Source organism: Falsiroseomonas bella (assembly GCF_003173615.1).
Classification (GTDB): domain Bacteria; phylum Pseudomonadota; class Alphaproteobacteria; order Acetobacterales; family Acetobacteraceae; genus Falsiroseomonas; species Falsiroseomonas bella.
On sequence record NZ_QGNA01000001.1, the window covers coordinates 258,879 to 277,457 of the forward strand.

The following is an 18,579-nucleotide window of genomic DNA, read 5'->3' on the forward strand; positions in this document are numbered from 1 at the left end:
TGAAGCGGCAGAGGCGCGCGGCATGACAACGGATGAGACGGAGGCAGGGCCGCTTGCGGGACTGACGGTGCTGGAGCTTTCGGGCTCGCCCGGCCCGGCCTTCGGTGCCGCGCTGCTCGCCGATCTCGGTGCGCGCGTGATCGTCTGCGAACCGCCCGGCGGATCGGCGCTGCGACGCCTCGGGCCTGAGGCGGTGCGGCGCGTCTGGTGGCCGATCGCCGCGCGCAACAAGCTCTCGCTCGCGGTGGACGCGACGCATCCGGACGCCGCGCCGGTGCTCGACCGGCTGGTGGGTGTGGCGCGCATGATGCTGCGCGACGACGACGCGCCGCCGTGGCGGGAGGCTGCCGCGCGCGCCACGAACCCGCCGCAGGACGTGCATCTGTTCCCGACCGGCGCGGACCGACCGGAGCTCTGGCCGTGGAGCACCGCGCCGGAACTTGCGGGCGCGGCGAGCGGCATGATGGCGCTCACTGGTGAGAACGACGGCCCGCCCGTGCTGCCCGAAATCCCGCTGGCCGAGCACGCCACCGGCATGCTCGCCGCCGCCGCCGCCCTGTTCGAGCAGCGCGCCGCCGTCCTGGAAGGTCGCGCGGCCGCGCCGCTCGGCTTCGCCCTGCATGAGGGGCTGATGCGCATGATCGAATGGCAGCTTCCCGTCGCGGCGGCGCAGGGCCGGGCGGAACTGCGCTGCGGCAACCGCTTCCCGATGAACGCCAATATCGGCAACGTCTTCCGCACGCGCGACGGCGGGCTGCTGACCGTATCGGCCGCGACCAACGCGGTTGCGGAGCGGATGCTGCGCATGATCGGCGGCGAGGCGCTGGCCGCCGATCCGCGCTTCCGCACCCAGGCGGACCGACGCGCCCATATGGACGAGATCGAGGCGCGCATCGCCGAATGGATGGGCCGCCACGACACGGCGGAGGCGCTGGCACTGGTGCAGGCGAACGACGTGGTCGTGGGACCGATCCTCGATGCCGGCGAGCTGATGGCCGACCCGCATGTCGCGGCGCGCGAGGGCTTCGTGGAGGTCGCGCTGCCGGAAGGCGGCAGCCTGCCGATGCCGGGTGTGATGCCGCACGGCCTCGGCGGTGCGGTGCGCAATGCGGGACCGGCGCCGGGCGCGGACAGCGACGCGGTGCTGGGCTCGCTCGGCTTCGAGCCCGGTGAGATTGCGGCGCTGCGCAGGACGGGAGTGATCTGGGCATGAACGAAGCACCGAACGACTCGATCTGGCCGCTGCGCTCGATGCTGTTCGTGCCGGCGCACCGGCCGGACTTCGTCGCCAAGGTGCCGCGCTTCGCGCCGGACAGCGTGGTGCTCGACCTGGAAGACGCCGTGCCGCCGCAGCACAAGATCGCCGCGCGCGACCAGGCGCGGGAGGCGATCGGCTTCCTGCGCGGCCACGGCATCCCGGCCTTCGTGCGGATCAACGCGCTCGACCAGGGCGGCATAGAGGACGCCATCACCGTGGCGGCGGAAGGCTATGCCGGCGTGATGCTGCCCAAGGCCGCGCGCGCGCGGGAGGTGCAGGATCTCGACGCGGCGCTCGGCTTCGCGGAAGGCCGCGCCAACCTGCCCTTCCGCTCCGTCGCGATCATGCCGCTGCCGGAGACGGCGGTGGGCATGTGCGACGCGCGCGAGCTGGCGGCGGCAAGCCCCCGCGTGCGCGGGCTGATCGGCGTGGTGGGCGGGCCGATCATCGGCGATGTGGCGCGGGCCGCCGGCTTCATCCCGACGCGGGACGGCACGGAGCAGGTCTTTCTCGCCTGCAAGATGGTGCTGGAGAGTCGCGCGGCGGGTGCGTTCCATCCGATGGGCAGCCTGATCGGCACGGCGCTGGACGACCACGAGCATGTCCGCACCCTGGCGCAGCGCGCCTTCCACTACGGTTACACCGGCGCGGTGCTGATCCATCCCTCCCATGTCGCGATCGCGCATGAGGTGTTCACGCCGACGCGCGAGCAGGCCGAGCATTTCGCCGGCATGATCGCGGCAATGCGCGAAGCGGAGGCGAAGGGTCTCGGCGCCGTCTCCTATCGCGGGCAGATGGTGGACTACGCGATGATCCCGTATGCCGAGGATCTGGTGCGCGCCGCGCGCCGCTTCGGCGTGCTGCCGCGATGAGCGCGCCACTGCCGCTACGCGGCGTGAAGGTGGTGGAGCTCGGCAGCGTCATCGCCGCGCCCTATGCCGCGAGCCTGCTGGCGGAATTCGGCGCCGAGGTGGTAAAGGTCGAGCGGCCCGATGGCGGCGACGCGCTGCGCAACATGGGCGTGCGCGCCAATGGCGTGCCGCTGTGGTGGCATGTGGCATCCCGCAACAAGCGGCTGGTGACGCTGGACCTGAAGGAGGAGGAAGGCCGCGCGGCGTTCCTCGCGCTGGTGGATGCGGCCGACGTGCTGCTGGAGAACAACCGGCCCGGCGTGATGGACCGCCTCGGCTTCGGCTGGAAGGCGCTCTCGGCGCGCAATCCACGGCTGGTGATGGCGAGCATCTCCGGCTTCGGCCAGACCGGGCCCTATGCGCCGCGGCCGGGCTTCGGGAAGATCGCGGAGGCGTTCTCGGGCGCCGTCGCCCTGACCGGCGCACCGCAGGACATTCCGCTGCATGTCGGTTTCAGCCTGGCGGATGCCTGCGCGGGCCTCGCCGCGGTGTATGGCGTGGCCGCGGCGCTGCATGCGCGGGACGTGCTGGGCACCGGGCGCGGCGCGCATGTGGACGTGGCGCTCTACGAGCCGATGCTGCGCATGGCGGAGTGCCAGGCGGCGCTGACGCGGCTGCTCGGCACGGCCGCGCGCCGGCAGGGCAGCAACGACCCGTGGGGCTTCGGGGCGCCAGGCGAACGCCGCATCGCCACGGCGCGCTGCGCGGATGGCGGCTGGATCGCCGCGATCCTCGAGCCCGGCAGCACGCTCGATCTCGATGCCCTGGCCGCGGCACAGGCACGCCCGGATGCGCTGGCGGCACTGCGCGCGGCGGGCGTGCAGGCGGCGCCGGTGCAGGACGGCATGAGCCTGCAGCAGGATCCCTACTTCGCCGCACGCGGCGACGTGATACGCACGCAGGACGGAACAGCGGGCACGCTCGCCGTGCCCGGCGCCGTGCCGCATGGCTATGACCGCGGCGGCCTGCGCGACTTCCTGCCCTCAGGCCCGCCGGCGGAGTAGCCAGATCAGGGCGCCCGCCATCGCCAGCCCGACGAGGCTGCTGATCGGCTCCGGCTCCAGGATCAGGGCGGAGGCGACGAACAGCGCGACGCGCGCCAGCGGATTGAGCGGTGCGAGCAGGTAGCCCGAGAGCGAGGCGCTCATCAGCACGGTGCCGATCACGGCGACGACGAGCGTGACCAGCACCATTGCCGCGCTGCCCTCCATCAGCAGCGCCGGGTGCAGCGCGAAGAGGAAGGGCAGCAGGTACTTGATGATGGCGAGGCGGACCGTGTGGTACGCGGTCTCGGTCCAGGGTGCGCCGGCGATGCCGGCGGCGACGAAGACCGCGGCGCAGACCGGCGGCGTCAGCGCCGAGAGGGTCGCCACGTAGAAGGCGAAGAGATGCGCCTGCAACGGCGAAAGCCCCACCCGCTGCAGCGCCACGACGATGACGGCGGTGGAGAGCACATAAGCGGCCGTGGTCGGCATGCCCATGCCCAGCAGCAGCATCACCGCCGCCGAGAGCAGCAGCGTGACGATCAGACTGCCGTCCGAGAGGCCGAGGATCACCTCGGTGAACTTCACGCCGACGCCGGTCAGGTCGATCAGGCCGACCAGCACGGAGGCCGCGGCGATCAGCGCGCCGAGCGTGACGAGGCCCGGCCCCGTCTCGATCAGCGCGTTCACCAGCTCACGCGTGTTCTTCGCCAGCTCGGCCAGGCTGCGTGCGGTCAGCAGATGCGAGAGCGCGATGGCGGCGGAGGCTGCGAGCACGGACCACGAAACCGGCCAGCCCTGCGCGATCATCCCGATCAGCACGACGAAGGGCAGCAGCAACGGGATGACGACACGCGGGTCGCGCAGGCGGCGCGGATCCGGCATCTCCTCAGGCGGCACGCCGCCCACGCCTTCCTTCGCGCTGTCGAAATGCACGGAGGCGAGTACGCCGACATAGAACAGGAAGGCCGGGATCAGCGCGGCCAGCATGATGTCGGTGACGGCGACGTTGAGGAAATCCGCCATCAGGAACAGCCCCGCCCCCATCAGCGGCGGCGTGATCTGCCCACCGGAGGAAGCGGTGGCCTCCACCGCGCCGGCGACGGCGGGCTTGTAGCCCAGCCGCTTCATCAGCGGGATGGTGAACTGCCCCGTCATAGCGACATTGGTGACGGAGGATCCGGTGATCGTGCCGACCATCGCCGAGGACACCACCGCGATCTTCGCCGCACCGCCGGTGAAACGGCCCGCGGCAAGCTTCGCCGCATCCATCATCGCCGCGCCGACGCCGGTGTTCATCATCAGCGCGCCGAAGATCACGAAGAGCGCGATGAGGCTGACGAAGGAATCGGTCAGCGGCCCCCACAGGCCGGAGGTGCTGAAATAGACATTCTCCGCCAGAAACTGCCAGGTGAGACCGGTATGCGCGAAGCGGCCGGGGATGAGGTTGCCGTAGAGCGTGTAGAGGACCGCGATCACGACCAGCACCGCGAAGGATGAGCCGACCGCGCGGCGCGAGACCTCCACCGTGATGGCGGCGACGCAGAGGCCCAGCACCAGGTCGGGCACCGCGATGGCCGCCATGGGGTCCATCATGATGTCCCAGAACTTCAGGTGCAGGTTGACCGCGGCGACCACCAGCACCACCGCCATCGCCCAGTCGTACCAGGGCACGCGATCGCGCGCGCCGGCATGGGCGGGGAAGCTGATCAGGCCGATCAGCAGCACCAGCGTCACCGCGATGTTGCGCTGCTGCATGTTCGGCAGCTGGCCGTACACCGCGGTGATGCAAAGGAAGCCGACGAGCCCCGCCGTCAGCACCAGCAGCAGCGGCCGTCGCCAGCCGCCGATGCGTGCCGGCGGCACGGCCTCGGCAGCCGGAAGGACCGCGCCCGCCTCAGCGGCGGGTGGGACGGGCGCGGCCATGGATCAGGGCACCAGTTCGGCGGGCACCTGCACGCCAATCTCGCGGTAGAAGCGGATCGCACCCGGATGCAGCTTCACGCCGCGCACCGACATGGTGTTGGCGATCACGTCGGTGTCGCGCAGCGGCGCGAAGGCCTCCCGCTGCTCGGCGATGCCGGAATGCATGCCGCGCACCACGCGATAGGCGATGTCGTCGCTCATGCGCGTGGTGGCAGCGAAGCCGACCATCAGCTCATGCGTGCGGAAGGGCCCCGCGCCGAGCACACCGGCCGGCACCTCGCGGAAGCTCATCCAGGGGATCTCCCGCTGGACCCTGGCGATCTCGGCGTCGGTGTAGCCGATCGCCCGCAGCGGCACGGTCAGCGCGAGCTCCGCCGTGTTGGCATCCACATTGCGGTTGCCGCCGGTGCGCGCCTGGCCCAGGCAGCGGCCCGTCCGGATAGCGTTGATCGCATCCGCCGCATCCGCCGGATAATGCTGCGGCGTGTAGCCGAGCGCGCGGATGATGCGCAGCATGTTCTTCTCGGAGGAGGAGCCGCGCATCCCGGCATGGAAGCAGCGGCCGTTCAGGTCCGACAGGCTCCGCACCGGGCTGTCCGCGCGCACCACGATGTACTGCACGGCGGGCACCGCCCACCACAGCACCCGGAAATCGCGGAAAGGCGTCGCGGCGTTCTCGGCATCCTCGAGCAGGTCGGGCGAAACGCCGCCGAAATTCATCTGGCCGCCGATCATCTGCCGGATGTTGGTGCCGAAGCCGCCGGTGGAGACGACTGTCACGTTCAGCCCGGGATCGGACTGCGAGATGCTGCGCGCCACCGCGGAGTAGTAGGCGAAGAAGGGCGTCGTCGTCGTGGAGCCGCCCATGGAAAGCTGGGTCGGCTGGGCCGCCGCGGGCTTCGCGATGGCAGCCGAGACGGCAAGCGTCGCCGCCGCCGCAAGGCGCAGGAGCGCGTTCATGTCCTTCCTCCCTCTTATGTCTTCGCAGGCAACGGGCGATGATAGGAACGGCTCGCGTTCCGCTGCAACAGCACCCCGGGATCAGCTTCGCGGCAGGGCGGCGTGCCAGGCGCGGATGATCGCCGCGCTTTCTGCACCGGCAGGCCCGACCATCAGGCAATGCGGCGCCTCCGGCAGCAGCAGGTGGCGCGCGCCGTAGAAGGCGGCCACCGCCTCGTCCTGGCCGGCCGGATGGCGCGCGGGGTCCTCGCGCCCGGCCTCGATGCAGAGGGATGGGAGGCGTCGCAACGGCGCAGGGTCTACGCCCACGCGCAGCAGGTAGCGGTCGTTCAGCGCGCGCGGGCTTTCCGGGCAGAGCCGCGCGCACCATGCGTCGAGGCCGCGCGGTCGGACGCCGCCGAAGAAGCGGGCCAACGCCTCGGCGCGGGACGGCGGCGGGCGCAGGCGGTCCTCCGGCACCGGTGGAACGGGTTGCGCATCGGGCAGGTTGCCGGGCGGCGAGGGTGCGAGCAGCACGAGACCCGAACCGGGCGCCAGATGTGCCGCCATCGCGACGACCAGCGCGCCGAGGCTGTGGCCGACCAGCACCGGCGCGGTTCCGGCCAGCGACGCGAGATGGCGCGACGCCTCGGCGACATCCGCGGCGTAGTCGGCAAGCCCGCTGCCGGGATGCAGGCCGTCAGCCGCCAGCACGCCATGGCCGCGCGGCTCCGCAGCCGCCGCAGCGATGCCGGCCGCGGCGCAGTCATCCAGGTAGCCGGCATAGCACCAGGCGCCGTGATAGCCCCCGGGCACGAAGAGCAGCGGCGGCGCTGCAGCGCGCTGCACGGCATGCGGCATCCAGAGGCCGCCCTTCCCAAGCCGGAAGAATTCGCCAGGCGCGGGATCGCGGAGGCGCCAGCCGAAAGCCGCATCGGTCATGCGGGCGCCTGCCGAAAGATGCGGCCGAGATGCGCGGCGGGCGTCATGTCGCGGCCGATCGCATCCAGGCACGCCCAGACTCCGGCCGCGGCGGAGTCGATCACCGGTATGCCGAGCGCCGCCTCCAGCGGCGCCATTGTCCCCCATCCCGCCAGGTTCGTGCTCCAGAGCAGGATCGCGTCGGGCTTCGCTTCCGCCGCGAGGTCGCGGGCGAGTGCGACGATCCGCTCCGACGGCACAGCGGCGGCCACGAGGTTGTCCGTTAGGCCGAGCGTGCGCGCGCCGGCGAGCGTTCGGCCGAGGCCGGCTGCCGCCTCCTCCGCATAGGCGGCGTCGCCCGGCGTGACGATGCCGATGCGCCGCGCATCGAGCCGGTCGAGAAGCGTGGCTGTGGCGAGCGCGGCGGTGGTCGCCGGGCAGCCGGCGACCTCCGCCATCACGGCACAGAGCGCCCGGTCCGCATCGAGCCCAAGCCCGGCGCCGCGCGTGCCGTTCCAGCACACCATGCCGACGCCGGCGTGGCCGAGCTGCCAGGCCGCGTGGCGAAACGGCTCCGCATCATAGCGGTCCTTCGGCTGGCCAAGGCCGGCGCCGTGATAGGGGATGCGCGCGATGCAGGAATCGAGGCCGGGAAACAGCGGCAGGATCGCGGCCAGCGTGCGTTCCACGACGCGGTTCGAGGAGGGCGTGACGGTGCCGATGGCGGGATGGGTCATGCGTGCTCCGTCCGGTCTCTAGCGGGTGAGGCGTCGCTGCAGGCCGACATCGCGCGCCTGCGCCTGCAGATACATCGCGCGGTAGTAGGGCTCCAGCCGTCGCGCCTCCGCAATGGCCGGCGCGAATTCCGCGCGGTAGCCCTCGGTCAGCGCGCGCGCTTCCTGGCGCAGCGCGCGCTCATCCACGGTGGTCACGCGGCCGTCCTCGAACACGACGCGCCCGTCCACGATGGTCATCCGGACGGCGGAGGCGGGCTCGCAGAAGACGAGCTGGCGGTGCAGGTCGTTCAGCGGCGTAAAGGGCAGGCTGTCGAGGTCGAGCAACGCGATGTCGGCGCGCGCGCCCGGCACCAGGCGGCCGATGTCGGGCCAGCGCAGCGCCCGCGCGCCGCCCGTCATCATGCAGTGCAGGATCTCGGGCGCGGCGGGCCAGCTTCGGTAGTCCACCTCGGACAATGTGTGCACCAGGCCCGCCATCTTCAAAGCGGCCCAGGGATTGATCGCGTCGTCCGCCACCGCCTCGTCGGTGCCGATGCAGATCGGGACGCCCGCGTCGCGCAGCGCGCGGAAGGGCATGACGCCGCTGCCGAGCCGCAGGTTGCAGACGGGGTTGTGCGCCACCGTCGCGCCGGAGGCGGCGAGCAGCGCGATGTCGTCGGCGTCGATCCAGATGGCGTGGATCACCACCATGCGCTCGTCCAGCACGCCGAGGTCATGCACCAGGCGCACCAGGCTCCTGCCGTATTTCTCCTCGCCGAGCACGCGCTGCAGCTTGGTCTCCAGGATGTGGCAGTTGAAGGGCAGGTCATGCTTCGCGGAAAGCGCGGAGAGCGCCCGGAAATAGTCGAGCGTGACGCGCTGCGGCGCGGAGCAGGAGAGTGCCGCACCGATGCGTCCCTCCGCCGCGCCGTCCCAGCGCGCGATCAGGTGGTCGTAGAGCTCCAGCAGCTCCTCCGCCGGCTGGATCGGCGCCGCCGCCATGCCGGCGCGGATATCCGCCGGCAGAAGCTCCGCGAGGAACGGAAACTTCTCGTATTCGACGACATTGGGCTGGTCGATCGCGAGGCGGGCGCGGATGCCGCTATCGCGATACGCCTCGGCGATGCCGTCGATGCCCTCGGCGCTGGCGACGGGGATGTGGAAGGCGTCGTCCATCACGCTGGTGACGCCTTGGCGCAGCATCTCCACCGCGCCCAGCATGGTGCGCACGTAGTTCAGGCGCTTCACCGGTACGCCCGTGGCGAGCGGCGGCACCTCGTAGAGCATGAAGACCTCGAGCGGCAGGCCATCCAGCGCGCCGCGCAGGAAGTTGCCGGGAGAATGGAAGTGGGCGTTGATCAGGCCGGGCATCGCCAGCATCCCGCGCGCCTCGATCACGCGGGCAGGCGGCGTCTCTGGACAGAGGCCGGGACCGATGGCCAGGATGCGACCGTCGGCGACATGAATGTCGGCCTCGGGCCAGATGCGGCCGCCATCGAAGGTGAGGACCTGGGCGTTGCGGATCAGCAGGGACATGGGCGCATCTTCGCCGGGGCTGGCGCGATCTGGCCAGAGGCAACAGCGCGGATGACGGGGCGCGCGCTGGAAGGCCGACGCGCCCTGGTCACCGGCGGCGGCGCGGGCATCGGGCGGGCGATCGTGCTTGCGCTCGCCGCAGCCGGGGCGCGCGTGGCGGTCACGGACCTGGACGGCGCGGCAGCCGAGCGTGTGGCGCGCGAGGCGGGGGCGGGGCATGTCGGGTTCCCGCTCGACGTGACGCATGCGGCGGCGACTGGGCGCGTGGTGCAGGAAGCGGCCGAGGCACTGGGCGGGCTGGATGCGGCGGTGGCGAATGCCGGCATCTCCACCATGGCGCGCGTGGTGGACCTTACCGAAGCGGAGTGGGATGCGAACATGGCGGTGAACGCCAAGGGCGTGTTCCTCACCGACCAGGCCGTGGTGCGACATTTCCTGGCGAGCGGCACGAAGGGCGTGATCGTCAACACGGCCTCGCTGGCCGCGAAGGTCGGCGCGCCGCTGCTGGCGCACTACTCCGCCAGCAAGTTCGCGGTCGCCGGCTTCACCCAGGCTCTTGCCAGGGAAGTCGCGCCGCAGGGCATCCGCGTGAACTGCGTCTGCCCCGGCTTCGTCAACACCTCCATGCAGGACCGCGAGACGGTGTGGGAAGCGGAGCTGCGCGGCATGACGCCGGAAGCGGTCCGGGCCGAATACGTCTCCCTCACGCCGCTCGGCCGGCTGCAGGTGCCGGAGGACGTGGCCGATGTGGTCGTGTTCCTGCTGGGCGACGCGTCGCGATTCATGACCGGCCTGGCCGTGGACGTGAATGGCGGCGTCTTCATGAGCTGAAAGGAATTTTTCGAGCGTGATTCCCGGCCTTTTCTCGACACGGAAGACGATCATCGGCATGGCGCATCTCGGCCCGCTGCCGGGCTCACCGCTCTACGATGCGGCGCGCGGCATGGCGGGCCTGGTCGCCGACATCGAGGAGGACATCGCGGCGCTGCAGGCGGGCGGCGTGGATGCGATCATGTTCGGCAACGAGGGCGACCGGCCCTATCTGCTGAAGGCCACGCCGGAGTCGCTCGCCGCCATGGCCGCGATCATCGGCCAGGTGAAGGCGCGGCTGACCGTGCCCTTCGGCGTGAACTACCTGTGGGATCCGGTGGCGACCGTGGGGCTCGCCGTTGCCACCGGCGCGAGTTTCGCGCGGGAGGTGTTCACCGGCGTCTACGCCTCCGACATGGGGATGTGGCAGCCGGATTGCGCCGGCGCGCTGCGGCTGCGCGCGCAGCTCGGCCGGCCGGACCTCAAGCTGCTGTTCAACGTGAATGCGGAATTCGCCAGCGCGCTGGATAGCCGCAGCGTGGCGCAGCGGGTGCGGAGCGTGGTGTTCTCCTCGCTGGCCGACGTGATCTGCGTGTCCGGCGCGATCACCGGGCAGGCGGTGGACGGCTCCGATCTCGAGGCCGCGAAGGGCGCGGCCGGCAGCGTGCCCGTCTTCGCCAACACCGGCGTCAACATCGACAACGTGGAAAAGATCCTGGCGGTCGCGGATGGCTGCGTGATCGGCACGCATTTCAAGCACGAGGGATACACCTGGAACAAGGTGGACCCCGACCGCGTCGCGCGCTTCATGGAGCGCGTGCGTCGGCTGCGCGCGTGATCCTGCTCGGCCTCGACATCGGGACGACCTCCACCATCGGCATCCTGGTCGAGGCCAACGGGCGCGTGCTGGCCACGGCCTCGCGCCCCGTCGCGCTCAGCAGCCCGAAGCCGGGCTGGGCGGAGGAGGATCCCGCGGAATGGTGGGGGAATGCCTGCGCCATCATTCACGAACTGCTGGCGGAGGCGGGTGTGCGCGCGGCGGATGTCGCCGCAATCGGCGCGACCGGCATGGTCCCGGCGCTGCTGCTGCTGGACGCGGAAGGCCGGCTGATCCGCCCCAGCATCCAGCAGAGCGACGGGCGCACCGCGGCGGAAGTCGAGGAGATCCGAAGCGCAACCGACGAAGGCGCCTTCGTCCGCCGCACCGGCAACGGCATCAACCAGCAGCTCGTCGCGCCGAAGCTGCGCTGGCTGGCGAAGCACGAGCCGGAAAACTTCGCGCGCATCGCGACGATGTTCGGCTCCTACGACTTCATCGCCTGGAAGTTGTCGGGCGCGCTCTCGCTGGAGCGGAACTGGGCGCTGGAGGCGGGGTTCCTCGATCTCGGCACGGGGGCTCTCGCGGATGACCTGGTCGCGCTGGGCGGCAGGCCCGGCGCGCTGCCGCCGCTGCGCGACGCGCATGAGATCGTCGGCCGCGTCACGCCGGGGGCCGCCGCGGCGACCGGGCTCGCTGCCGGCACGCCGGTGGTCGCGGGCTGCGCCGACCATGTCGCCTCGGCCTTCGTCGCGGGCATCGCGCGGCCGGGCGACCTGCTGATCAAGTTCGGCGGTGCGGGCGACATCCTGTTGGCGACGGATGCGCCGCGCCCCGATCCGCGGCTGTTCCTCGACTTCCATCTCGTGCCGGGGCTGTTCCTGCCGAATGGCTGCATGGCGTCCTCCGGCGCGGTGCTGAACTGGATCGTCCGCGAGTGGGGCGGCGGGCTCGATCACGCCGCGCTCGATGCGCGCGCCGAAGCCGTGCCGCCGGGCGCGGAGGGGCTGCTGCTGCTGCCTTATTTCCTCGGCGAGAAGACGCCGCTGCACGATCCGCATGCGCGCGGCACGCTGGTGGGGCTCGGGCTGCATCACGGCCTCGGGCATGTCTGGCGCGCGGCGCTGGAGGCGGTGTGCTTCGGCTTCCGCCATCACCTGGAGGTGCTGCGCGAACTCGGGCAGCCCGTGACGCGAATCATCGCCTCGGATGGCGGCGCGCAGAGCGCGCTGTGGATGCGCATCGCCGCCGGCGTGCTCGGCCAGCCCGTGCAGCTGCTGCACGGCCATCCCGGCTCCTGCCTCGGCGCCGCCTATGTCGCGGGCATGGCCGTCGGCGCCTTCCCGGACTGGAACGAGATGGGCCGCTTCGTCCGTCCCGCCCGCGTGGTGCAGCCCGACCCGGCCTGGGTGGCACGCTACGACGCGCTGTATCCGCTCTGGCGCGAGACCTATGAGCGGCTGAAGCCGCTCTATCCGAAGCTCGCCGCCACCGTGTGAGGATCGCGATGCTCAGGTCGCAGGATCGCTTCGCCTACCGCTCCATCGAGGTCCGACCGCGCTTTCGCTGGCCGAACGGCGCCGGGGTCGCGGTCTATTTCGCGCTGAACGTCGAGCACTACGCCTGGGACGAGGGGCTGGTGGAAGACCTCGTGCCCGGCATGACGAAGCCGGACGTGCTGAACCCGTCCTGGCGGGAATACGGCACGCGCGTGGGCGCGTGGCGATTGCTGCGGCTATTCGAATCGCAGGGGCTTCCGCTGACCATTCTGCTGAACAGCGCGCTGCTGGATCACGCGCCCGATTTCGCCGCCGCCTGCACGGCGCTCGGCCACGAGATCTCCTGCCACGGCCGCACCAATTCCGAGAGCCAGGCGGGGCTGGACGAAGACGCGGAGCGCGCGCTGATCGCGGAAGCAACCAGGCGCATTGAGCACGCCACCGGCACACCACCGCCGGGCTGGCTCGGCCCCTGGCTTTCCGAGACGGAACGCACGCCGGAGCTGATCCGCGCGGCCGGCTATCGCTACATCCTGGACTGGTGCGCGGACGACCAGCCCTTCTGGCTGAACACGGCGGAAGGGCAGCTGCTGGCGCTCCCCTATTCGCAGGAAGTCAATGACAGCGTCGTCGTCATGGGCCGCCAGGCGAGCGCCGCCGAATTCGCGGACATGGTCGTCGCGCAGGTGGACCAGCTGATCGAGGATGCGAAGGACGGCGTGGCGCTGGCCTTCGGCATCGCGCTGCACACCAACATCATCGGCCAGCCCTTCCGTCGCCGGCATTTCGCGCGCGCGCTGGACCATATCCGCGCCCGCGCCGACGACCTCTGGATCACGCGCGGCGTCGACATCGCGGATTTCATCCACGCCGATCCGTCGCGCGCCGTCTAGCCGCCCTTCAGCAGCGCCGAGAGCGGCGCCGCAAGCCCGACCGTCGGCCTCATGCCGGGATGCGCAAGGCTGCCGACCTTCGCCTTCGCCGCCTTCAGCTTCACCAGCATCTCGCAGAGGCCGACGCCGGCCGCGATGCCGTCGATCACCGGCACCGGCACGCGATCGGCGATGCGCGCGGGCATGCCCGCCATCGCAGCACCACACAGCACCGCCACCTCCGCCCCCGTCTCCTCGACCAGTGCCGCCGCGGCGTCCGCGACCTTGGCGTCCACCGTCGCCGGATCGGCATAGGCGTCCTTGGGCGAGGCCACGATGGAGCGGATGCCCGCCAGCCGGTCGGTCAGGCCGTACAGCGCGACGAGCTCGCGATAGACGGTGGGCGTGCCGAAGGTCACCAGCCCGAAGCTCGTGCCGAGCAGGCAGGCGGAGAGCATGGACGCCTCCGTCATGCCGACCACCGGCACGGACAGCACCTCCCGCGCGGCGAGCAGCCCGGTGTCGTAGGAGACGGCGAGCAGCACGACGTCGGCGCCCGGCGCGTGCTCGGCCAGCATCTCCAGCATGGCATGGGCGGCGATCGCGTTCTCGGCGCGGGAGTTGATGATCTCCGCGCCGAACCGGCCGGTGACCGGCAGGATCTCGGTGCCCGGCGAGGCGACGGCGCGCGCGGCGCGGGCGCAGAGCTCCGTCACCTGCGGCGTGGTGTTGGGATTGGCAACCAGCAGGCGCAAGGCGGAATCTCCGGGACGCTGGAGGAGTTCAGGGGTCCAAGTATGCCCGCCTGCCAGGCCTGTGTCGCCTGCCAGAACCTGCCCAACGGCGGTGCAGCCGGCGTGGCGATCGGAAGCAATCCGCGCCGGACAGCGGAAGAAATCGGCATTCTTCGCCTTGCGTCCCGGAGCCTGAACGGGTTGCAATGCGGTTCCACCCTGGAGGGAGAACGGCAACCATGCGTCGAGCCCGGCTTCTACTTGCCGCAGCCCTCGGCCTCGTGCTGGCCGCCGGCACGGCAAGCGCCCAGACCGGCATGCGCTGGCTGAGCCAGTCGCAGCAGGCCAGCACCCAGTTCCCGGTCGAGAGCGCGGCGATGGACCGCATGCGGTCGGAGCTGAACCTGCGCATCGAGCGCAGCGAGTTCCAAGCGCTCGGCCTCAACATGGCGGACGCCTTCCGCCTGGTGCGCGCCGGCACCTTCGATGTCGTCTCCGCACAGGTCGGCCTCGCCGCGCGCGACGATCCCTTCCTGGAAGGCATCGACCTGATCGGCGTTTCGACCGACATGGACGAGCTGCGCAGCGCGGTGAATGCCTACCGCGAGGTGTTCAACGCCCGCATCGAGCAGCGCTTCGGCGCGCGCGTCCTCGCCATCTGGCCCTTCGGCACGCAGGTGTTCTTCTGCAACCAGCCGATCCGCACGCTGGACGACCTGCGCGGGCTGAAGGTGCGCTCCTTCACCGCCTCCATGTCGGCGCTGCTGGAACGGCTGGGCGCGACACCGGTGACGCTCGCCTTCCCCGAAGTCTATCCGGCGCTGCAGCGCGGCGTGGCGAGCTGCGGCATCACCTCGCCCACCTCCGCCAACACTGGCAAGTGGCCCGAGGTGACGACGCATCTGCTGCCGCTCTCGGTCTCGGGCTCGGTGCAGGCGCATATGGTGAATCTCGCCTGGTGGAACCGGCAGACGCCAGCGATGCGGGAGGGCCTGACGGCGCAGTTCCGCCAGATGGAGGATGCATTCTGGGATCTGGCGCGCACCACCAACGAGGATGCGACGAACTGCTCGATCGGCCTGCCGAGCTGCCTGCGCCGGGCGCACCAGCCCTACAGCATGACGCTCGTGCAGGTGAGCGAGGCCGACAAGGCGCGGGTGCGGCAGATCGCCGAGGAAGTGGTGCTGTCCGACTGGGCGCAGCGCTGCGCCCGCGGCTATCCGAACTGCGCGCAGGTCTGGAACGAGACGGTCGGCCGCGCCCGCGGCATGGCGATCCGCTGAGATGCGGAAGCCGCCGGCGCGGCCGCCGCTTCCGCTCCGGCTGCTGGACTGGGTGGCGAGCAGCCTTGCGCTGCTCGCCGGCTTCGCGGTGTTCGTGCTCGCGCTGATGATCGGCTTCGACGTTCTGGCGCGGCGTTTCGCGGGCTTCTCCGTGCAGGGCACGGACGAGCTCGGCGGCTACACGCTGGCGCTGATCGGCTCGCTCGGACTCGCCTATGCGCTGATGCGCCGACGACACACGCGCATCGACATCCTGCTGCCCTACATGCCGGAGCGGATCGCCCGGGCGCTGGATGCGCTGGCGGTGGCGACGCTGGCAGGCTTCGCCGTGTTCATTGCCGACCATGCCTGGGTCGCCTTCGAGGAGACCTGGACCTTCGACAGCCTGGCGAACACGCCGTTGCAGACGCCGCTGTGGATCCCGCAGGCCTTCTGGCTGGCCGGGACGATCGCCTTCGCCGTCTGCGCCCTGGCCCAGGCGCTGCACGCGGGCTGGCTGCTGCTGCGTGCGCCGGACCGGATCGCCCCCTTCTACGGCCCGCTGACAACGCAGGAGGAGCTCCAGGAATTCCAGGAGGAGCGCAGCGGCAGCGGCCCTGCGCCGACGCTGCGATGATGACGGAGCCGCACGCATGATCGGCCTGGAAGGCATCCTCGTCGGCTTCCTGATCCTGCTCGGCCTGATGATGCTCGGGCTGCACATCGCGACCGCCCTCTTCGCCACGGCCGCGGCTGGCGCCTGGTTCTTCTTCGGGGACGTGATGTTCCGTCCCTTCGGCACCATGATGTGGGGCACGCTCAACAACTTCCTCCTGGTCGCCATCCCGCTGTATGTGCTGATGGGCGAGATCCTGGTGCGCGGCGGCGTGACGGAGCGCATGTACGTGGCACTGGCGGACTGGCTGAACCGGCTGCCGGGCGGGCTGCTGCACACCAACATCGCCGCCTCCACGCTCTTCGCCTCGATCTCGGGGTCTTCCGTCGCGACCGCGGCGACGATCGGCACCGTCGCCTTCCCGGCCTTCCGCAAGCGCGGCTACAGCGAGAAATGGGTGCTCGGGTCGGTCGCGTCCGGCGCGACGCTCGGCATCCTCATCCCGCCCTCGATCAACATGATCATCTACGGCGCGCTGACCAACACCTCGATCGGCGCGCTTTTCCTTGCGGGCTTCCTGCCCGGGCTGCTGATGGCGGCGATGTTCATGGCGGTGATCGTCGTCGCGAGCGTGCTGTATCCGTCCATTGCCGGAAGCAAGGAGCAGGTGGCGCCGCTGGCCGAACGCGTGGGCCGGCTGAAGGACCTGCTGCCGCCGCTGTCCATCTTCATCCTGGTGATGGGCAGCATCTATGCCGGCTGGGCCACGCCGACCGAGGCCGCCGGCGTCGGCGTGGTGGCGGCGCTGCTGCTGGTCGGGCTCAGCGGGCGGCTGACGGTGCACATGCTGGTGCAGTCCATGCTGACCACGGTGGGCGTCACGGCGATGACGCTGCTGATCCTGGTCGCGGCCTTCTACCTGAACTTCATCGTCGGCGTGCTGGGCGTGCCGGAACAGGTCTCGGCCTTCATGTCCGGCATCGACGTGCATCCCTGGACGATGATCCTGCTGCTGGTGCTGCTCTACATCTTCCTCGGCTGCTTCCTGGACAGCCTGGCGATGATGATCGCCACCATCCCGATCGTGTTCCCCATCGTCTCCCATCTCGGCTACGACGCCATCTGGTTCGGCATCTTCCTGGTGATCATGTGCGAGATCGCGCTGATCACGCCGCCGGTCGGAATGAACCTCTATGTCGTGCAGGGCGTGCGCGGACGCGGCACGATCGGGGAGGTGGTGATGGGCACGCTGCCATTCCTGTGCTGCATGTTCGCCATGGTGGCGCTGATGACCGTGTGGCCGGCCTTCATCGGCTTCCTGCCCAGCCTGCTGTCGTGAGCGCGCCCGTCACCTGCATCCGCCGCGCCGCCTGGGTCGTCGCCTGGGATGCCGCGCGGGGTTCGCATGTCTATCTGCGCGACGCCGACATCGCCTTTGCCGGCGGCGCCATCATCCATGTCGGCGGGCATTGGGACGGCGTGGCGGCGCGCGACATCGACGGCGCCGCGCTGTTCGTCATCCCCGGCCTGATCAACATCCACTGCCACCCGGCGCAGTCGCCGATCTTCCGCGGCTTCGTCGAGGAGTTCGGCAATCCGCGCCTGTTCTATTCCTCGCGCCACCGCTTCCGCCAGGCATTCATCCCCGATACCGAGGCGCAGCTTGCCTCGGCGCGCTTCGGCCTGGCGGAGCTGCTGGCCGGCGGGGTGACGACGGCGGTGGACCTCAGCCACGCCTATCCCGGCTGGATCGAGCTGCTGGCCGAAAGCGGCATCCGCGCCGTCGCCGCGCCAATGTTCCGCTCTGCGGCCTGGTTCACCGAGACGGGGCAGGAGACGCAGTACGAGTGGGCGCCCGACCTCGGCGAGGCCGCCTTCGCGGAAGCGGCCGCGGTGATGGAGGCGGCGGAGCGGCATCCTTCGGGGCGCCTGTCCGCGATGGTCTCGCCGGCGCAGGTGGATACCTGCACGCCGGAGCTGCTGCAGCGGAGTGCCGCGCTCGCCCGCGACACGGGGCGGCCGCTGCACACCCATGCGGCGCAGAGCTATGCCGAGTTCGCCGGGATGACGCGGCGGCACGACATGACGCCGATCGCATGGCTGCATCGCCTGGGCTTCCTGGGGCCGCGCACCATCCTGGGCCATGCGGTCTTCACGGACGAGCATCCCTGGCTGGTCTGGCCGCGCCGTGACGACCTGCGCCTGCTGGCGGAGAGCGGCACCGCGGTCGCGCATTGCCCCACCGTCTTCCTGCGCGACGGCACGCTGCTGCATGACCTCGGCACCTACTTGGAAGCCGGCATCCGCATCGCGATCGGCACCGACACCCATCCGCAAAGCCTGCTGGAGGAGATGCGCACGGCCGAGCTGCTGGCCCGCGCCGCCGCCGGCACGCGGCATCGCTGCGACACGGCACGGGTGTTTCACGCCGCGACGATCGCGGCGGCGGAGGTGCTGGGGCGCGCGGATCTGGGGCGGCTTGCGGTGGGCGCGCGGGCGGACATCGTCTGCTGCACGCTCGATCACCCCGCGATGCAGCCGCTGCGCGACCCGCTGCGCAACCTGATCCATGTGGCCGCCGAGCGCGTCGTGCGCGATGTCTGGGTGGATGGGCGGCAGGTCGTGGCCGATGGCCGCGTGCTGACGATCGACCAGGCTGCAGCGGCGCGCGCGTTGCAGGGCGAGCAGGACAGGCTGGCGGCAGCCGTCGCGCAGCGCGATCCGGAACGCGCCTCGATCGAGGACCTGATGCCGCTTGCCTTGGCGCTCGGGGCGTGAA

The 18,579-nt window shown here is 70.9% G+C and carries 17 protein-coding genes; 11 read left to right on the plus strand and 6 right to left on the minus strand.

From position 1 onward, the window contains the following. The first annotated feature begins 22 nt into the window (after positions 1-22). From DFH01_RS01170 to DFH01_RS01180, 3 genes are read left to right on the plus strand one after another with little or no spacing between them, the layout of a single operon-like run. Positions 23-1,213 carry a CaiB/BaiF CoA transferase family protein gene (locus DFH01_RS01170; RefSeq protein ID WP_158287565.1) on the plus strand — a complete coding sequence of 397 codons (1,191 nt, stop codon included), beginning with the start codon at positions 23-25 and terminating at the stop codon, positions 1,211-1,213. Next, positions 1,210-2,130, plus strand: coding sequence for an HpcH/HpaI aldolase/citrate lyase family protein (locus tag DFH01_RS01175; protein WP_109868578.1), 921 nt, complete (start codon positions 1,210-1,212; stop codon positions 2,128-2,130). The genes DFH01_RS01170 and DFH01_RS01175 overlap by 4 nt, the downstream gene beginning before the upstream one ends. Then, a complete protein-coding gene (locus tag DFH01_RS01180) occupies positions 2,127-3,173 on the plus strand; it encodes a CaiB/BaiF CoA transferase family protein (protein ID WP_109868579.1) in 1,047 nt (348 codons plus the stop codon). The genes DFH01_RS01175 and DFH01_RS01180 overlap by 4 nt, the downstream gene beginning before the upstream one ends. Here the strand turns inward: DFH01_RS01180 and DFH01_RS01185 are convergent. The 5 genes from DFH01_RS01185 to DFH01_RS01200 form a co-directional block, all read right to left on the minus strand. After that, complete coding sequence (locus tag DFH01_RS01185; RefSeq protein WP_109868580.1) at positions 3,153-5,078, minus strand: TRAP transporter permease; 1,926 nt, start codon at positions 5,076-5,078, stop codon at positions 3,153-3,155. The genes DFH01_RS01180 and DFH01_RS01185 overlap by 21 nt on opposite strands. A 3-nt stretch (positions 5,079-5,081) precedes the next feature. Beyond that, complete coding sequence (locus DFH01_RS01190; protein WP_109868581.1) at positions 5,082-6,038, minus strand: TAXI family TRAP transporter solute-binding subunit; 957 nt, start codon at positions 6,036-6,038, stop codon at positions 5,082-5,084. A gap of 81 nt (positions 6,039-6,119) precedes the next feature. Next, positions 6,120-6,959: an alpha/beta fold hydrolase gene (locus DFH01_RS01195; RefSeq protein WP_158287566.1), complete on the minus strand. Its 840-nt coding sequence runs from the start codon at positions 6,957-6,959 to the stop codon at positions 6,120-6,122. After that, entirely contained in the window at positions 6,956-7,675 is a 720-nt protein-coding gene (locus DFH01_RS28020; RefSeq protein ID WP_158287567.1) for an aspartate racemase/maleate isomerase family protein, read from the minus strand. The genes DFH01_RS01195 and DFH01_RS28020 overlap by 4 nt, the downstream gene beginning before the upstream one ends. An 18-nt stretch (positions 7,676-7,693) precedes the next feature. Next, positions 7,694-9,190, minus strand: coding sequence for an amidohydrolase family protein (locus tag DFH01_RS01200; RefSeq protein ID WP_109868583.1), 1,497 nt, complete (start codon positions 9,188-9,190; stop codon positions 7,694-7,696). Between the two features lie 51 nt (positions 9,191-9,241). Here DFH01_RS01200 and DFH01_RS01205 point away from each other — a divergent pair, with 51 nt between their 5' ends. The 4 genes from DFH01_RS01205 to DFH01_RS01220 are packed head-to-tail and all read left to right on the plus strand — an operon-like array spanning position 9,242 to position 13,209. Then, on the plus strand, positions 9,242-10,021 hold the full coding sequence (locus tag DFH01_RS01205) for an SDR family NAD(P)-dependent oxidoreductase (RefSeq protein WP_109868584.1): 780 nt from the start codon (positions 9,242-9,244) through the stop codon (positions 10,019-10,021). 16 nt (positions 10,022-10,037) lie between these two features. Further along, entirely contained in the window at positions 10,038-10,838 is an 801-nt protein-coding gene (locus DFH01_RS01210) for a BtpA/SgcQ family protein (RefSeq protein ID WP_233255914.1), read from the plus strand. Then, entirely contained in the window at positions 10,835-12,316 is a 1,482-nt protein-coding gene (locus DFH01_RS01215; RefSeq protein ID WP_109868585.1) for an FGGY-family carbohydrate kinase, read from the plus strand. Before DFH01_RS01210 ends, DFH01_RS01215 begins: the two co-directional genes overlap by 4 nt. 8 nt (positions 12,317-12,324) lie before the next feature. Further along, positions 12,325-13,209 carry a polysaccharide deacetylase family protein gene (locus DFH01_RS01220; RefSeq protein ID WP_109868586.1) on the plus strand — a complete coding sequence of 295 codons (885 nt, stop codon included), beginning with the start codon at positions 12,325-12,327 and terminating at the stop codon, positions 13,207-13,209. On the opposite strand, the gene DFH01_RS01225 is transcribed toward DFH01_RS01220, so the two are convergent. Further along, positions 13,206-13,943 carry an aspartate/glutamate racemase family protein gene (locus DFH01_RS01225; RefSeq protein ID WP_109868587.1) on the minus strand — a complete coding sequence of 246 codons (738 nt, stop codon included), beginning with the start codon at positions 13,941-13,943 and terminating at the stop codon, positions 13,206-13,208. The two genes, DFH01_RS01220 and DFH01_RS01225, sit on opposite strands and share 4 nt — an antisense overlap. A 218-nt stretch (positions 13,944-14,161) precedes the next feature. On the opposite strand from DFH01_RS01225, the gene DFH01_RS01230 reads away from it, so the two are divergent. From DFH01_RS01230 to DFH01_RS01245, 4 genes are read left to right on the plus strand one after another with little or no spacing between them, the layout of a single operon-like run. Next, positions 14,162-15,205, plus strand: coding sequence for a TRAP transporter substrate-binding protein (locus tag DFH01_RS01230; protein WP_109868588.1), 1,044 nt, complete (start codon positions 14,162-14,164; stop codon positions 15,203-15,205). 1 nt (position 15,206) lies between these two features. Then, a complete protein-coding gene (locus DFH01_RS01235; RefSeq protein ID WP_109868589.1) occupies positions 15,207-15,821 on the plus strand; it encodes a TRAP transporter small permease subunit in 615 nt (204 codons plus the stop codon). 16 nt (positions 15,822-15,837) lie between these two features. After that, a complete protein-coding gene (locus DFH01_RS01240) occupies positions 15,838-17,139 on the plus strand; it encodes a TRAP transporter large permease (RefSeq protein ID WP_109868590.1) in 1,302 nt (433 codons plus the stop codon). Continuing rightward, entirely contained in the window at positions 17,136-18,578 is a 1,443-nt protein-coding gene (locus DFH01_RS01245) for an amidohydrolase family protein (protein ID WP_109868591.1), read from the plus strand. The genes DFH01_RS01240 and DFH01_RS01245 overlap by 4 nt, the downstream gene beginning before the upstream one ends. The last annotated feature ends 1 nt before the right edge of the window (position 18,579 follow it).

Excerpts from the sequence above, each read along its gene's own strand:
- DFH01_RS01230 (WP_109868588.1), top strand. The coding sequence starts at position 14,162 with ATGCGTCGAGCCCGGCTTCTACTTGCCGCAGCCCTCGGCCTCGTGCTG.
- DFH01_RS28020 (WP_158287567.1), bottom strand. The coding sequence starts at position 7,675 with ATGACCCATCCCGCCATCGGCACCGTCACGCCCTCCTCGAACCGCGTC.
- DFH01_RS01190 (WP_109868581.1), bottom strand. The coding sequence starts at position 6,038 with ATGAACGCGCTCCTGCGCCTTGCGGCGGCGGCGACGCTTGCCGTCTCG.
- DFH01_RS01200 (WP_109868583.1), bottom strand. The coding sequence starts at position 9,190 with ATGTCCCTGCTGATCCGCAACGCCCAGGTCCTCACCTTCGATGGCGGC.
- DFH01_RS01235 (WP_109868589.1), top strand. The coding sequence starts at position 15,207 with ATGCGGAAGCCGCCGGCGCGGCCGCCGCTTCCGCTCCGGCTGCTGGAC.
- DFH01_RS01220 (WP_109868586.1), top strand. The coding sequence starts at position 12,325 with ATGCTCAGGTCGCAGGATCGCTTCGCCTACCGCTCCATCGAGGTCCGA.
- DFH01_RS01205 (WP_109868584.1), top strand. The coding sequence starts at position 9,242 with ATGACGGGGCGCGCGCTGGAAGGCCGACGCGCCCTGGTCACCGGCGGC.
- DFH01_RS01180 (WP_109868579.1), top strand. The coding sequence starts at position 2,127 with ATGAGCGCGCCACTGCCGCTACGCGGCGTGAAGGTGGTGGAGCTCGGC.
- DFH01_RS01240 (WP_109868590.1), top strand. The coding sequence starts at position 15,838 with ATGATCGGCCTGGAAGGCATCCTCGTCGGCTTCCTGATCCTGCTCGGC.
- DFH01_RS01195 (WP_158287566.1), bottom strand. The coding sequence starts at position 6,959 with ATGACCGATGCGGCTTTCGGCTGGCGCCTCCGCGATCCCGCGCCTGGC.
- DFH01_RS01175 (WP_109868578.1), top strand. The coding sequence starts at position 1,210 with ATGAACGAAGCACCGAACGACTCGATCTGGCCGCTGCGCTCGATGCTG.
- DFH01_RS01185 (WP_109868580.1), bottom strand. The coding sequence starts at position 5,078 with ATGGCCGCGCCCGTCCCACCCGCCGCTGAGGCGGGCGCGGTCCTTCCG.
- DFH01_RS01170 (WP_158287565.1), top strand. The coding sequence starts at position 23 with ATGACAACGGATGAGACGGAGGCAGGGCCGCTTGCGGGACTGACGGTG.